Here is a 14,276-nt window from a genome sequence, read left to right as displayed (position 1 = left end):
TGATATCCCGTGTTTAGTTTTTTTCTTTTTCTAATAAGTCCCTATAGATAGGAGTGCTTTCTTCGATCTCTGTAGGTGAGGCAGGCCTTCTGGCTGCAGTATAGCCGACCACTTCATCATCGGCCACTATGGGTGAAATGTGGGAATAGACCCAGTAGTATCTCCCGTCTTTTCTCAGGTTCTTAACAATGCCTGTCCATTCTTTCCCTGATTGGATCGTGTCCCAGAGCTCTTTAAAGGCTGCTTTCGGCATATCGGGATGCCTGACAATATTATGATTCTTTCCTACGAGTTCATCTTTGGTATATCCTGATATTTCACAGAATTTCCTGTTAGCATAGGTGATGATCCCCTTAAGGTCTGTAGAACTAACTATCAGACCTTTCTCAAAAGTATACTCTTCATCAATTGGATTAGGTCTATTCATGGTATTCTTTTACCCCTTTTATAGTATCTCAAGTGTATCAAGAAGAAGCGGATTCCAGTAAACTTCAAGCCAAAGATCACTGTCTGAAACCTAGCAATCTAAGTGATTCCTATGGTTTTCTTCCCCTCACTTCACAATGCGCTCAGCTGTTAACCTAGTGTTACGTAAATTGTATAATATCAAGTAGCTAAAATATTATATACATCATCCCACTCCTAAAACTCTATAACAATTAAACTAAAAATAGAATGAAATAAGCGGTTTTTAGTAAAAAATATCAAAATATGGTTGATTATGTATTATTATTTTTGATAATGTTTGAAATTTTGTTATTGGTCACTTTTGCAATTTCTTCACGCGATGCATTCTCTATGGCTTCGAATGTCCCAAAATAGTCGATGAGCTTTTTGACCGTTGCCTTGCCTATCCCTTTTTTCTCAAGGAGTGAAATGTGTGTGTCTTCTTTGCGTTTTTTGTTCTGGTGGTAGGTGATCGCATAGCGATGGGCTTCATCCCGCTGGCGCTGGATCCAGTGCAGGCGCTTGTCATTGGGTTTTAGTTCAAGCATCCCGTGGATCGTATAGAGCATATCTTTCGCTGCCCCTTTCGCACGGTGTGCTTTGGCATCCAGTTTCTCTTTGGCTATGGCGATGACATCAAGATTTACATTGGCTTCTTTCAGCAGAGAAAGCGCAAGGTTGAGATTGGCCTGTCCTCCATCGAGTATCCACAGGTCAGGTGCAGGCGCTTCTTTAAAGTTTTCTATACGCCGGGTAAGCATCTCTTTCATTTGTCCGTATTCATCGCGTGCATGCAGTGTGTACCGTCTGTAACTGTTCTTATCCCATTTCCCTTCGTCCCATACCACCATGCCCCCAACGGTAGCGGCCCCCATCAAGTGAGAGTTGTCAAAGGTTTCTATACGGTAGGGGATGACACTGAGATCGAGAAGGTCAGCGATCTTTTGTTCCATGAGGGTATCATCTTGGGTCTTTCGCAACAGCTCTTCGCAGTTTTGCAGGGCCAATGCAATGAGTTTTGCTTTGGGGCCACGCTGAGGTGTCGCTATTTCTATCTTGTCTCCAAAACGCGCAGAGAGGGTGTGGGCTACCTGCTGGCTGTCCTCAAAGGTGTGTGCTGTCAGTATCTGTTTGCTAATATGGGGGGTGTCGACCGTGTAAAATTCCAGCAATGCCTGCTTGTAGGCTTCATTTTCATCAAAGATATGGGTATGCCTGAAATAGGAATAGGTTGAGGAGATGATCTTCCCTCCGCGCATAAAAAGTTTCACGATCACCCCTTTTTCATCCCCGTTCTGTATGGCAAAGATATCAAGGTCAAGTTCCTTTGCCACATCTATGTTCGATGACATGGTGAGGGAGGAGATGGTCTGTATGCTGTCCCTCATGGCGGCGGCCTCTTCGTAGCGCTCCTGCAGTGCAAGATGGGTCATTTTCTCTTCCAGTACCGTGATGAGATTTTTACGTTTCAGGATGGAGGTCTTGGCCTCATCGACTATTTTGGCATAGGCATCAGGGGTTATCTTCCCTTCACAGGGTGCAAGGCATTTATGTATCTGATAAAAAAGGCAGGCTTTCCCCTCTTTGAGACAGGACTTTCTCTGTATCAGCGGGTAGACCTCATAGATGGCATCGAGCAGCGCTTTCCCGCCCGATGGGAAGGGACCATAGTAGGTGATGTTTTTCCCTTTGACGACTTTGCGCGTGATCTCGAACCGGGGGAACTCCAGTGTCTCATCAATATAGATATAGGGATAGGTCTTGTCATCGCGGAGCAGGATATTGTATTTGGGTTTGAGCTGTTTGATCAGAGAGTTTTCCAGGATGAGGGCATCCTCTTCCGTTTCCACAAGGATATACTCCAGTCTGTCAGCCTCATAGAGCATCTTTATGATACGGGAACTTTGTGCTTCATTGGGTTTAAAAGCGGGGGTGAAACGCCAGTAGCTTTTGATCCGGTTTTTCAGGTTCTTGGCTTTTCCTACATAGAGCAGTTTGCCTTTGGCATCAAAATACTGATAGACGCCCGCCGAGGAAGGCAGGTTCTGGATTACTGATTGCATGTGATCAGTGCTTTGATACGTTCGAATTTTTCTTTGAGCGCATTGTCCTCGGGTGTTTCAAAATCACCTTTGGCGCGTTCATGATAGTGCGGCACAGTGTCATAAGCATGCTTTTCCTCAGGCATTGCATAATAGCGGCTGTGAAAGACCACCACTTTTTGTGCCTGCATCATCTCACACGATTTGTCATGTGCAGCCAGCTGTGTTAATAGGCTTTTTAATAAATCTTTATTATAATTAAGTTCCATTTTAAAGCCAGGATGCGTGACCGCTACGAAAAGTGTTTCATCCTTGATGTACACAAAGGCAACTGCTTTCTGCCATTTGTGACTCAGCAGACTGATATACTTCTCGTAGCACGCTTGTCTTTTTAATGATTTAAACTGAGGTTGAGAAGATAAATGAGACAAAATCATACTGGCTTTTTTCATAAAGCGATTATAACATCAATTTGCTGTATCATCTTGACAGGATGCGGGTATAAAACAGATCCTGTATATGTTCCGGACGAGACGGACCAAAATTCAACAGTGAAGAGTGAAGGATAGAGGTGGAAAAGTATGATGTATTGATCATAGGGGCCGGTATCGCAGGACTATATGCTGCGATGCAGCTGCCCGCTAGCAAAAACGTCTTAGTGGTCTGTAAAGATATCCCATGGGAGTGCAACACCTTTTATGCCCAGGGAGGTATGACAACCGCTTTGAACGAAGCGGATATCCCGCTTCATGTGTCGGACACGATGGCTGCGGGTTCGTACCATAACAATAAAGAAGCTGTGGAGATCCTTTCCCGTACTTCACTGGAGACCACGCATGATATCATCTCTAGAGGGATGGAGTTTGATACGGATGAACAAGGCAGAATCCTTTATACGAAAGAGGCGGCCCATTCGGTAGAACGTATCATTCATGCAGGCGGAGACGCCACAGGGCGTTACATGCATTACTTTATGATGGTGCAGAACAAACACCAGCTGCAGAAAAATACATTGGTCTATGACCTGCTTATCGATAATGGCAGATGTTTTGGGGTAAAAGCAACGGTCAATTATGAACCCACGACGATCTATGCAGATGATGTGATCATCGCTTCTGGGGGGATAGGTTCACTCTATGCCTACAACACAAACTCGCGTACCGTCAGTGCGGATATCCATGGCATCTGTGTTGAAAAAGGGATAGAACTTGCCGATATGGAATTCATGCAGTTTCACCCCACCGTATTTGTGGATACCCCATTTGCAAGAAAACTGTTACTGACCGAGGCGCTCAGGGGAGAGGGTGCACATGTAGTGGATCAAGAGGGAAGACGTTTCCTGTTCGATTATGATGAGAGAGGTGAGTTGGCAAGTCGGGATATCGTGGCTCGGGGTATCTTCAATCATAAGCGCAAAACGGGGCAAAAAGCCTATCTTGATTTCTCTATGTTCGAAGAGAAGTGGTTCGAGCACCGTTTTCCGAACATCACACGTACGTTCGGTGCACTCGGATACAAGTTCCCCCGGGACAAGATCGCCATTTCGCCTGCGTTCCACTACTCTAACGGAGGCATAAAATGTGATACCAACGGGTGCATAGACGGCATGGAAGGTCTGTATGTCATAGGTGAAGCAGCACGAACCGGCGTACACGGAGCCAACCGTTTGGCATCCAATTCACTGCTTGAGGGAGTGGTCTTTGCCAAACGTGCAGTGGACCATCTGCTTTCCAAAGCGCATAAAGAGATGAAAACACCTAAATTTGAGAAAGATTACGGTAATATTCTGCACAAAGAGAAGGATAAAATCTATAAGCAAAAACTGCGTCAGGTGATGTGGGACGATATAGGGATTATCAGGACGACCAAAGGGATGCATGAGGCAAAAAATCTCATTTATGATATGAAAAATAAAGAGATCGGAAGATTGCTGAAGCTTAGGCTGAACACCGCTTCTGCAATCGTGGAGGCCGCACTTGCAAGAAAAGAGTCCCTGGGCTCTCACTATGTTGAAGCGGATGAAGGATAAACCTGCCTTCTTCCACCGTGGATAACGTTGTCTCTTCGGAACAACAGGTATATAATTTAATAAGGAAAGATATATGAAAGAAGTACCTATTTTGGTCTTAGACTTTGGCTCACAATATACACAGCTGATCGCTAGAAAACTCAGAGAGAGCGGTGTGTATACCGAAGTGGTACCGTATCGTGAAAGTATCGAAGATATCAAAGCAAGAAAACCGCAAGGGATCATCCTTTCAGGCGGTCCGGCTTCAGTCTATGCCGAAGATGCGTATAAGCCTGATGACGGTATCTGGGACCTGGGACTGCCTATCCTGGGTGTCTGTTACGGCATGCAGCTTATCACACAACACTTTGGCGGTTCGGTGATCGCTGCGGATCATCATGAGTATGGAAAAGCAAAGCTCAGGATAGAAAATAACTCCAAGATCTTTCAAAACATTTCCGATGATTCTATCGTATGGATGAGTCATGGTGACAAAGCTGAACGTATACCTGAGGGCTTTGAAGTGATAGGTACAAGTGAAAACTCTCCGTACGCGGCCATAGCCGATGAGAGCAGAAATATCTATGCATTTCAGTTCCATCCGGAAGTGCACCATTCTGTAGATGGCACAGTGATGTTGAAAAACTTTGCAAAATATATCTGCGGCTGTGACAGTACGTGGAACATGGGAAGTTTTGCAAAAGAGAAGATCGCCGCGATCAAGGCACAGGTAGGTGACAGAAAAGTGTTGTGTGGTGTAAGTGGAGGGGTGGATTCTTCCGTGGTTGCCGCGATGCTGAATGAAGCACTTCCCAAAGAGCAGTTGATCTGTGTCTTTGTCGATCAGGGACTCCTTCGAAAAGATGAAGCAGAACAGGTTCAGGACATGTTCAAACTGGTTGGCATCCCGCTGATCACCATCGACGCAAAAAAAGAGTTCATGGAAGCACTTGCCGGTGTGACGGACCCTGAGCAGAAAAGAAAAGCCATCGGTGAGAAATTCATAGAAGTGTTTGACAAAGAAGCGAAAAAACATACCGATGTCAGTTTCCTGGCACAAGGGACACTCTACACCGATGTCATAGAGTCGGTTTCTGTAAAAGGCCCGTCCAAAACGATCAAGTCCCACCACAATGTGGGAGGACTGCCTGACTGGATGACCTTTGAGCTGGTCGAACCGCTGAGAGAGATCTTCAAAGATGAGGTAAGAAAACTCGGTCTTGAACTGGGACTTCCCAAACATATGATAGGCAGACATCCGTTCCCCGGACCGGGGCTTGCCATCAGGGTGATGGGTGAGGTCAACGAAGAGGCACTGAGACTGCTTCGCGAATCGGATGCCATCATGCAGGAAGAGCTTAAAGCCACAGGCTACTATGACAAAGTATGGCAGGCGTTCACGGTACTGCTGAATGTGCAGTCAGTCGGCGTGATGGGTGACAATCGTACCTATGACAACACGGTCTGTATCCGTATGGTCGAGTCGGTAGACGGTATGACAGCGACGTTCGCACATGTACCGCATGATGTACTGGAAGGTATGAGCAGAAGGATCATCAACGAAATTGACGGGATCAACAGAGTGGTGTATGATATCAGTTCCAAGCCACCTGCGACGATCGAGTGGGAATAGTTTCAGCATGTGTATCCCCTCTTATGTGAAATACCTTTTTCTGGGTATTTCCGTAGCGCTTTTGATCGTGCTGTCAGTCTTTTACACACACAGTACCCTGCAGTTGGCCCTTGCAATGATATTGGCCATTGTGCAGAGCCGTATCACCTGTCCCAAGTGCGGTAACTCCATACTGAAAGATAAAAACGGCTGGTATATCTTTACGATGAGAACCACCTGCCGGCACTGCGGACAAGATACACTTTTGTGTGAGGTAGAACCGGACGAGGTGACCGAAAAACGTTTGAAATGATCTTGCACACAGGTATGCGATGTATTTGAGATGCTTCTGCTATAATATTTCTTAAAGGAACCTCTTATGAAACAAACACTTCTTCATCTACTCTCTTCTTTTTCGATCGTGATATTGTTGACAGCCTGCAGCGGCCAAGTAGCGGATAAAATGGCGGTGGTAGGTGAACCTTCTTTGTCCTCTGATCCATGTGCTGTCATCGATGAAAAGGTGATGAGGCTGGACAGTTTTACGGAAGTGGTGCAAAACTCCAGTGCGTTCCATCTGGAAGAAAAGGCCACAGCACTTCCTGTCCCTGGGATCACGGTTAGCAATAACAGAAAACAGATGCTAAAAGATGCAGAGAAGAAGCGGGCAGAGTATGCTGCAGAGCGTCAAAAGTATGGTTGTGAACCTAGCACTGCAGACATGAAAGATACCGCTATATCTTCAGATCCATGTAGTGCCATCGATAGACAACTGATCAGGCTGGACGAGTTCACTGCGATGGTAAACCATACCAGTGCGTTCCATTTAGAAGAAAAGGCCACAGCACTTCCTGTCCCGGGGATCACGGTGAGCAACAACAAAAAACACATGTTGAGAGATGTAGAGAGGAAACGTGCAGAACTTTTACAGGAGCGTGAAAACCAGGGTTGCAAAACCCCTGTACCTGCAGGCGCTGCGACAGTGCCGGATGAAAAGCCAGCCGTAAAGAAACCTGCAGTGGTGTCTGAAGCATCTGCCGAGAGTGATCAAACAATGATGAAACCTGATGCATCGGCGGCTAAGGCAGACCCTGCCGCTACTCTCCCTGTGGAAGCCAAGGCTGCAGCAGAGCCCGTAGCAGCTGTCACGGTGCATCATACCAAAGCACCCACCAGAGCATCCACGACAAGCGAAGTAAAGGCTGAAGAGGCAGCACCTGAAGCAGAGCGTCAAACACAGGCTGATAAAACGCCTATGCCAGAGAGTACGGTGAAAACAGCTGATACAAAAGCACCCGCAAGTAAACCTGCCGCATCCTCTGGAGCATGTGATGCTATCGAGGAAGAACTGGTCCAACTGTATGAGTTTATGCTCATGGTAAAGAATACCAGTGCGTTCCATTTGGAAGAAAAGGCGCAGGCAATGCCGGTACCGGGGATCACGGTAAGTAACAATAAAAAGAAAATGTTAAGAGATGCCGAGAGAAGGCGGGCAGAGCTTTTGGCAGAGCGTCAACAGCAGGGGTGTGAAACCTCTACAAAATAGGACACGGTTTCGTAGCGTAGTGTATACCTGACATGAAGAGTGAGAGCAAAAAGAACCTATCTCTGCTTATTATAGTGATCGCATTTGTCGCTTTTGTCTACGGTACCATCAAAGCGATGGCTATCGTAGAGAGAACCCATGTAGGCACCTCCAATGGGGTATATAGATCATATGTCACGACTTCTGAAGCGATCCAGGATAAAGCATTTTCATTAACACAGCACTGTAGAGATGCCTTATGCGAAGTACAAACGTTATTGGATTTCGTGACCGAGATCCCCTACAGGACGGCTACCTTTCAGCAGTATTCAGCACAAAAAACCATACAGCAAAATTTTGGGGACTGTGATGACAAGAGCAACCTGCTGATCTCCATGCTGCATGCGTTAGGAAAGGAAGCCTATTTTGTGCTGGTACCAAAGCATATTTTCATCATCACGGCCATAGAGGATAAACGCTTGGATCGGACAAAAGGGCTTTGGGTGAACGGGAAGAAATACTATATCCTGGAGAGCACGGCCAAAGGTTCAAAAGTAGGTTTCCCCTTACAGTACAAACTCAAGGAGATCGATGTGATCGTTGAGCCGTTCTCGAATGAAAAAATTCCGCTCAGAACGTTAGAGTGGAAACGATAAGATAGCTACTCGAACATTTTTGGGTAGATAAAAAAGTCAAGCTTGGTTTTTTCGGGTTTGAATTTTTTCCAATGTTTGATAGGTGCATTGAAACCAACGATACCCAATGTAGGTACGTTATCGATATACTCATCTACCATAAGATCCGTCAATTCTGTTGTTTCAGGGTTATGACCGATGATAAAGACGTTATTGTATTTGTCCGGGATCTCTTTGATGAGCCTGATGACCTCTATGGGTTCTGCCATATAGAGGGTTTCAATGTAGTCTATCTTACCCTTATACTTGATCTCTTTGGCCAGCCCTTTAGCGGTGAGCTTGGCCCTTTTGGCAGGACTACAGAGTATCAGGTCGGGCATGACGTTTACTTTTCTGAGTGCATCCGCCATGGTCACAATCGCTTTTTGACCCCGTTTGTTGAGACCTCGCTCCAGGTCACTTTTGCTTTCGTCATTCCAGTCTGATTTGGCATGTCTGATGAGATATAAGTTTTTCATACTAAAAGTATAGCAAAAAAGGATAAGAGATATATATGACCATAGTTTAGTCACTTTGACTAAACTATCTTTCTAAAAAACTTGTAATTTTTGCGAAAATAGACTATAATCCCAAAAAAATAATCATATAGAGGAGAAACATACATGGCAAAACATCAGTTTCAAACAGAAATAGGACAGCTTTTAAAACTCATGACACACTCTCTTTATTCCAACAAAGAGATCTTTGTCAGAGAGCTGGTCTCCAATGCGAGTGATGCAATAGACAAGTTCAACTATCTCTCTTTAACAGATGACAAGTATAAAGATGAGAACTGGTCAGGAAAAGTCTTTATCAAGCTTGATAAGGAAGATAACTCATTGACCCTCGGTGATAACGGTATAGGTATGAATGAAGCAGACCTCATGGAGAACCTGGGAACGATCGCCAAGTCAGGTACCAAAGCCTTTATGGAAAACCTTACAGGAGATGCAAAAAAAGATTCGAATCTGATCGGTCAGTTCGGGGTAGGGTTCTACTCTGTATTCATGGTAGCCGAGCATGTAGATGTCATTTCCAAAAAAGCGGGAGAAGAACAGGCGTACATGTTCTCGACAGATGGTACGGGTGAGTATGAGGTCAAGCCTGTGACCAAAGAAGAGCACGGGACCATTATATACATCAAGCTGAAAGAGGATGAAAAAGAGTTTTTAGAGAAGCATAGAATAGAAACGGTGATCAAGAAGTACTCTAACCATATTGCGTACCCGATCATGCTTCACTTCTCAGAGGAAGAGACAGAGGGTGAAGGGGATGACAAAGTGACGAAAATGGTCAACAAGTCAGAGCAGGCCAATGCTGCCACTGCACTATGGACCCTTCCGAAGTCCGAGCTGAAAAAAGAAGACTACATAGAGTTCTACAAAACGCTCGCACACGGAGATGACGAACCTTTGACGTATCTGCACAACAGAGTGGAAGGGGCCAATGAGTTTACGACACTCTTTTACATCCCTAAAAGAGCACCGATGGATATGTACAGACCGGACTATGAGGCTGGGGTGAAGCTGTATGTCAAGCGTGTCTTTATCACCGATGACAGCAAAGAGCTGCTGCCTCCTTATTTACGTTTTGTCAGAGGGATCATCGACAGCGAGGACCTTCCTCTGAACGTATCCCGTGAATTGCTTCAGGAGAACAGAATTCTGGCAAACATCAAACAGAGTTCAACGAAAAAGATACTTCAGCAGATCAAAAAGCTCAGCGGCGATGATGCGGTCACCTTCACGAAACAGTACAACAAAATGATCAAAGAGGGTATCTATACGGACTATGTGAACAAAGAGCTGCTTCTGGAGATCGTCAGATATAAATCTTCAACCGAAGAGGGGCTGGTAGGTTTTGAGGACTATATCTCACGTGCAAACTCTGAGAAAAAAGAGATCTATTATCTGATAGGTGAGGATGAGAAAGTACTTAGAAACTCTCCGCTGCTGGAAGCCTATATCAGGGCAGGCATTGAAGTCCTGATCATGGATGACAAAGATGAAGACAGCATTGTCACACCGATGATCGAAAAATACAAAGAGTGGGAGCTGAAAGACATCACTGCTATCGAAGCACCTGATACCAAGACCGAAGAAGAAAAAGAAGAGATCGAAAATGAGTTTAAGGATCTTACAGAGAAGATCAAAGAAGTTTTAGGCAAAGAGGTGAAAGATGTGAAGATCTCTACACGTTTGACCTCAAGTCCGTCCTGTGTACTAAAAGATCCTTCAGACCCTCTGGCGGCCATGGCAGGGATCTTTGCACAAATGGGTCAGGAGATGCCTGAAACCCCTTTGATACTCGAGCTAAATCCGGAACACGAGATGATCAAAAAGCTCAACAGTCTGAGCGATGAAGGGTTGTTTGCCGACATCGCCTGGATACTGCTTGACGGTGCGAAACTGGCTGAAGGCTTCGAACCTAAAGACAAGAGTGCCTTTGCTTCAAGAATCGCTTCTCTGGCTACGAAAGCACTGTAAATAAGCCTGACCGATATACCACCTTTATGGTATATCGTAAGGTATGATTCCCACTACAACCTGGCTTTCCTCTCTGTACGCTTTAAAACAAACTTATGCTAAAATCACATCCACTAATACATTAGGTCATTCACCATGGGTATTCCTGATCTCTATCAAGAGATAATTGTTTTTGCATTGCTTCTTTTTGCTGTATTTGGCATCTATGTACTGCTGAAGTTACATTACCGGTTTGCGTTCGGTCTGATGAAGAACACAGCCTCCTATGAGAAACACAAAACGAAAATAGAAAAAGCCAGAAGTTACCTGTTCATAGTGCTCAAAGTACTGCTATGGCTTGGGTTAACAGCGGTGTCTGTGTTCTGTATCACGTATCTCTATCAGGGGATGAGTCTCAAGGCGCTTCTTTGGGAACTCTGGGCCAAGATACCGGAGGGGTTCTGGCTGAATGCACTTCTTGTCATCGTGCGCATCGCTGTGATCATTATGTTGTCGCGCTATCTTTTAAAGTTCGTTTATGCATTTTTAGATAGACGGGAGCAGCAAACCATTGAGAAGAGATGTGCACACTGCAGGGAAGAAACCATTATCAAGTTCTATGCAAGGCTGCATGATATGGTGAAATATACAGTATTACTCGGTATACTATATCGCATAACACTGTTTTTCCCTTTCCTTGAAATAGTAAGTGCGGCACTATGGATACTTCTTCTACTCTATATTGTGGTGTCCTTGGGATTATTGGGGGCTAATGGGTTGTTGATGATCAAAGAAAAGAGAGGGAGATACGGATGAAAGCAAAGCCTAAAATGTCGTCACAAAAAAAGGCAACACTGGTATCGAGTTCGGTCGCTACACTGCTGGTACTGATCAAATTGGTACTAGGGGTGGTGAGCGGCTCGGTGGCGGTACTGGCATCTGCGATAGACTCACTTCTGGATATGCTGGTCTCTGTCTTTAACTTTTTTGCCATAAAGAAGTCAGAAGAGCATCCGGATGAGGAGTACCATTACGGGAAAGGCAAGGTGCAGGCTGTTGCGGCAGTGATAGAAGGCACGATCATTACGATTTCCGGACTCTATATTATCTATGAAGCGATCAAGAAATTAAGTAAAGGTACGGAAACCACTTTGCTGACGCCTTCTATCGTGGCGATGACATTTTCTATCATCATTACCTATCTTTTGGTAAGGTATTTATTAAAGGTGGCAAAGGAGACACAGAACCTTGTCATTAGGGCAGATGCATTGCACTATAAAACAGACCTGTGGAGCAATGCGGCGGTTCTGACGGCACTGGGATTGGTCTATGTGACAGGTCTGGATGCGATCGATGCCGTCATTGGGTTGGGTATAGGCGTCTATATTATTTACTCTGCCTATGAGATCATACAAGAGGGGATAGAAATACTTTTGGACCGTGCGCTGGATGCGGAGATGGTAGAAGAGATCGGCAATATCATCTCCTCTCATTCGGAAGTGGCAAGTTACCACTGGCTTAAAACACGTACGGACGGTTCTACCAATTTTGTAGAGTTCCATATGGTACTTCGTCCCAATATATTATTGCTTGATGCCCACCGTATAGCAGATGAGGTCGAAGAACAGATCCATGCATTGGACAAGAAGAAGAACTGGCTGATCTCCCCGCATTTCGACCCTTATGATGACGAGCTTATGAACGATGCGATGCTGTATGGCAAGAGCCTGATCGATTAAATATCCTCAGCAGAAAGACCAAGGTGGTTGCTCTGGTCCCTTGCTTACAAAACGATGGTGCCAGGAAGAAGAATGTATAAAATCATAGTTCTACGCTTATAATTAGGGCAGCTTTTACTCACTTCTAACTTCAAATAGGCTATAATCAAATCAACCTAGGTGATGCGACGACTGTATTTGGGGTCCAACATTTATTCTTAGTGGGACATGTAGTTTCTTGGTGTGCGGAGGTTGTCATTTGAGCTTGACCTGGTCAGCGAGACATCTTCCCCTAAAGAGAGACTCTCTCCTGCACCGTTGGCTATATAGGGCCGACTTGAACAGAACGCTCACCCGGGGACTAGGTAGTACCATTGCACGTACAGGACTTTGTAAAGCTTATCGACGAAGAGAAGTTTGACTCAGATCTTTCCAAAATCCTCTACGTACAGGTACAACATCTGGTATCACATGACAAATTCCTTGTTCTGGTTATAATTTTTTGGAGAAATAAATGGATGTATTAATCATAGGTTCGGGTGGTAGAGAATACTCTATCGGTTTGGCACTTGCTAAAGATGACAATGTAGAGAAGATCTATTTCGCTCCCGGTAATGGTGCTACGGATGCTTTGGGTGAGAACCTGAGCATCAGCGACTTTTCCGAACTGGCAGACTTTGTTGAAAAGAATGGTATCGCATTGACGATCGTCGGGCCGGAAGGGCCGCTGGTCGAGGGGATCGTAGATGTGTTTGAAGCAAGAGGGCTGACGATCTTTGGTCCTACCGCAGCGGCCGCACAGCTGGAAGGTTCCAAGATCTTCATGAAGAACTTCCTTGCCCGTCACCATGTACCTACTGCAAAATACATTGAGACGGATTCCCTTGAGGCAGCCTATAAATTCATCAATACACTGGAAGCACCTATCGTGGTCAAAGCAGACGGACTTTGCGGCGGAAAAGGTGTGATCATCGCACAGAGCCATGACGAAGCGAAGAAGGCTGCTGGCGAAATGCTTGCAGGAAACTCGTTCGGGGAGGCGGGAACCTCTATTGTCGTTGAAGAGTTCCTGGACGGGTATGAACTCTCCGTATTTGCGATCTGTGACGGAAAAGACTATGTCGTACTGCCTGCCGCACAGGACCATAAGAGACTGTTGAATAATGATCAAGGTCCCAATACCGGCGGTATGGGTGCCTATGCTCCGACCCCTCTGGTCAATGAAGAGATCTACGCAAAACTGGATGAGCGGGTGATCAAGCCGACACTGAAAGGTATGGAAGAGGAAGGAAATCCTTTCAAAGGGGTGCTTTTCATCGGTGTGATGGTGGTCAAAGGTGAACCAATGATCCTTGAATACAATGTGCGTTTTGGAGACCCTGAATGTGAAGAACTGATGCCTCTGCTCAAATCGCCTGCGAGCGAACTCTTCTACAAGGCAGCTACGGGTGACCTGAAAAATGCGGAGATAGCGTTTCATGACAAGTATGCGGTAGGTGTCGTGATGGCAAGCAAGAACTATCCGTATGGCAGTACACCACCTGCTGAGATCATTGTAGATGAGATCTATCATGAAGAGGTACGTGAAAATACGCACATCTCCTATGCGGGTGTCAGCAGGGGGGAAGATGGAAAGCTTTATGCCACCGGCGGAAGAGTACTGGTCTGTGTAGGGTTGGGAGACAGTATCAAGGAGGCACAGCAGCGTGCCTATATGCTGGTAGGGCAGGTGCACTTCGCAGGAAAGCAGTGTCGTACTGATATTGCCTACCAGGCACTCTAGGA

The 14,276-nt window shown here is 45.5% G+C and carries 13 protein-coding genes; 9 read left to right on the top strand and 4 right to left on the bottom strand.

Annotated elements, in window-relative coordinates; all coding sequences use genetic code 11:
• Window positions 1-13: 13 nt before the first annotated feature.
• The 3 genes from VIM88_RS09925 to VIM88_RS09915 form a co-directional block, all read right to left on the bottom strand.
• Window positions 14-427 carry a PAS domain S-box protein gene (locus VIM88_RS09925; RefSeq protein WP_331862734.1) on the bottom strand — a complete coding sequence of 138 codons (414 nt, stop codon included), beginning with the start codon at window positions 425-427 and terminating at the stop codon, window positions 14-16.
• A 292-nt stretch (window positions 428-719) separates the two neighbouring features.
• On the bottom strand, window positions 720-2,510 hold the full coding sequence (uvrC, locus tag VIM88_RS09920; RefSeq protein WP_331862733.1) for an excinuclease ABC subunit UvrC: 1,791 nt from the start codon (window positions 2,508-2,510) through the stop codon (window positions 720-722).
• Complete coding sequence (locus tag VIM88_RS09915) at window positions 2,498-2,941, bottom strand: hypothetical protein (protein WP_331862732.1); 444 nt, start codon at window positions 2,939-2,941, stop codon at window positions 2,498-2,500. The genes uvrC and VIM88_RS09915 overlap by 13 nt, the downstream gene beginning before the upstream one ends.
• A 119-nt stretch (window positions 2,942-3,060) precedes the next feature.
• Between VIM88_RS09915 and nadB the strand changes: the two genes are divergently transcribed.
• The 5 genes from nadB to VIM88_RS09890 all read left to right on the top strand — a co-directional run bounded on the left by nadB (window position 3,061) and on the right by VIM88_RS09890 (window position 8,290).
• Window positions 3,061-4,518, top strand: a complete 1,458-nt coding sequence (gene nadB / locus VIM88_RS09910) for an L-aspartate oxidase (RefSeq protein ID WP_331862731.1) — start codon at window positions 3,061-3,063, stop codon at window positions 4,516-4,518.
• A 73-nt stretch (window positions 4,519-4,591) separates the two neighbouring features.
• Window positions 4,592-6,130, top strand: a complete 1,539-nt coding sequence (gene guaA / locus VIM88_RS09905) for a glutamine-hydrolyzing GMP synthase (RefSeq protein WP_331862730.1) — start codon at window positions 4,592-4,594, stop codon at window positions 6,128-6,130.
• Between the two features lie 25 nt (window positions 6,131-6,155).
• On the top strand, window positions 6,156-6,422 hold the full coding sequence (locus VIM88_RS09900) for a hypothetical protein (protein WP_331862729.1): 267 nt from the start codon (window positions 6,156-6,158) through the stop codon (window positions 6,420-6,422).
• Between the two features lie 66 nt (window positions 6,423-6,488).
• Window positions 6,489-7,655 (top strand): hypothetical protein, encoded by a 1,167-nt coding sequence (locus VIM88_RS09895; RefSeq protein ID WP_331862728.1) that lies wholly within the window; start codon window positions 6,489-6,491, stop codon window positions 7,653-7,655.
• Window positions 7,656-7,687: 32 nt separating this feature from the next.
• Entirely contained in the window at window positions 7,688-8,290 is a 603-nt protein-coding gene (locus VIM88_RS09890; protein WP_331862727.1) for a transglutaminase domain-containing protein, read from the top strand.
• Between the two features lie 5 nt (window positions 8,291-8,295).
• Here VIM88_RS09890 and VIM88_RS09885 read toward each other — a convergent pair whose 3' ends face one another.
• A complete protein-coding gene (locus VIM88_RS09885; RefSeq protein WP_331862726.1) occupies window positions 8,296-8,787 on the bottom strand; it encodes a SixA phosphatase family protein in 492 nt (163 codons plus the stop codon).
• Window positions 8,788-8,931: 144 nt separating this feature from the next.
• On the opposite strand from VIM88_RS09885, the gene htpG reads away from it, so the two are divergent.
• The 4 genes from htpG (at window position 8,932) to purD (ending at window position 14,274) form a co-directional block, all read left to right on the top strand.
• On the top strand, window positions 8,932-10,794 hold the full coding sequence (gene htpG, locus VIM88_RS09880) for a molecular chaperone HtpG (protein WP_331862725.1): 1,863 nt from the start codon (window positions 8,932-8,934) through the stop codon (window positions 10,792-10,794).
• A 135-nt stretch (window positions 10,795-10,929) separates the two neighbouring features.
• Window positions 10,930-11,589 carry a hypothetical protein gene (locus tag VIM88_RS09875; RefSeq protein WP_331862724.1) on the top strand — a complete coding sequence of 220 codons (660 nt, stop codon included), beginning with the start codon at window positions 10,930-10,932 and terminating at the stop codon, window positions 11,587-11,589.
• Complete coding sequence (locus VIM88_RS09870; RefSeq protein ID WP_331862723.1) at window positions 11,586-12,512, top strand: cation diffusion facilitator family transporter; 927 nt, start codon at window positions 11,586-11,588, stop codon at window positions 12,510-12,512. Before VIM88_RS09875 ends, VIM88_RS09870 begins: the two co-directional genes overlap by 4 nt.
• 493 nt (window positions 12,513-13,005) lie before the next feature.
• Entirely contained in the window at window positions 13,006-14,274 is a 1,269-nt protein-coding gene (gene purD, locus VIM88_RS09865; RefSeq protein WP_331862722.1) for a phosphoribosylamine--glycine ligase, read from the top strand.
• Window positions 14,275-14,276 lie beyond the last annotated feature (2 nt).

It is taken from the genome of Sulfurovum sp. (assembly GCF_036568385.1).
Taxonomy (GTDB): domain Bacteria; phylum Campylobacterota; class Campylobacteria; order Campylobacterales; family Sulfurovaceae; genus Sulfurovum.
The sequence above is the reverse complement of the archived record's forward strand: the minus strand, read 5'-3'. Positions and strand labels throughout refer to the sequence as shown.

Coding starts and splice junctions, on each gene's coding strand:
- VIM88_RS09870 (WP_331862723.1), top strand. CDS start 11,586: ATGAAAGCAAAGCCTAAAATGTCGTCACAAAAAAAGGCAACACTGGTA.
- VIM88_RS09925 (WP_331862734.1), bottom strand. CDS start 427: ATGAATAGACCTAATCCAATTGATGAAGAGTATACTTTTGAGAAAGGT.
- purD (WP_331862722.1), top strand. CDS start 13,006: ATGGATGTATTAATCATAGGTTCGGGTGGTAGAGAATACTCTATCGGT.
- VIM88_RS09875 (WP_331862724.1), top strand. CDS start 10,930: ATGGGTATTCCTGATCTCTATCAAGAGATAATTGTTTTTGCATTGCTT.
- VIM88_RS09885 (WP_331862726.1), bottom strand. CDS start 8,787: ATGAAAAACTTATATCTCATCAGACATGCCAAATCAGACTGGAATGAC.
- htpG (WP_331862725.1), top strand. CDS start 8,932: ATGGCAAAACATCAGTTTCAAACAGAAATAGGACAGCTTTTAAAACTC.
- uvrC (WP_331862733.1), bottom strand. CDS start 2,510: ATGCAATCAGTAATCCAGAACCTGCCTTCCTCGGCGGGCGTCTATCAG.
- VIM88_RS09895 (WP_331862728.1), top strand. CDS start 6,489: ATGAAACAAACACTTCTTCATCTACTCTCTTCTTTTTCGATCGTGATA.
- guaA (WP_331862730.1), top strand. CDS start 4,592: ATGAAAGAAGTACCTATTTTGGTCTTAGACTTTGGCTCACAATATACA.
- VIM88_RS09890 (WP_331862727.1), top strand. CDS start 7,688: ATGAAGAGTGAGAGCAAAAAGAACCTATCTCTGCTTATTATAGTGATC.
- VIM88_RS09915 (WP_331862732.1), bottom strand. CDS start 2,941: ATGAAAAAAGCCAGTATGATTTTGTCTCATTTATCTTCTCAACCTCAG.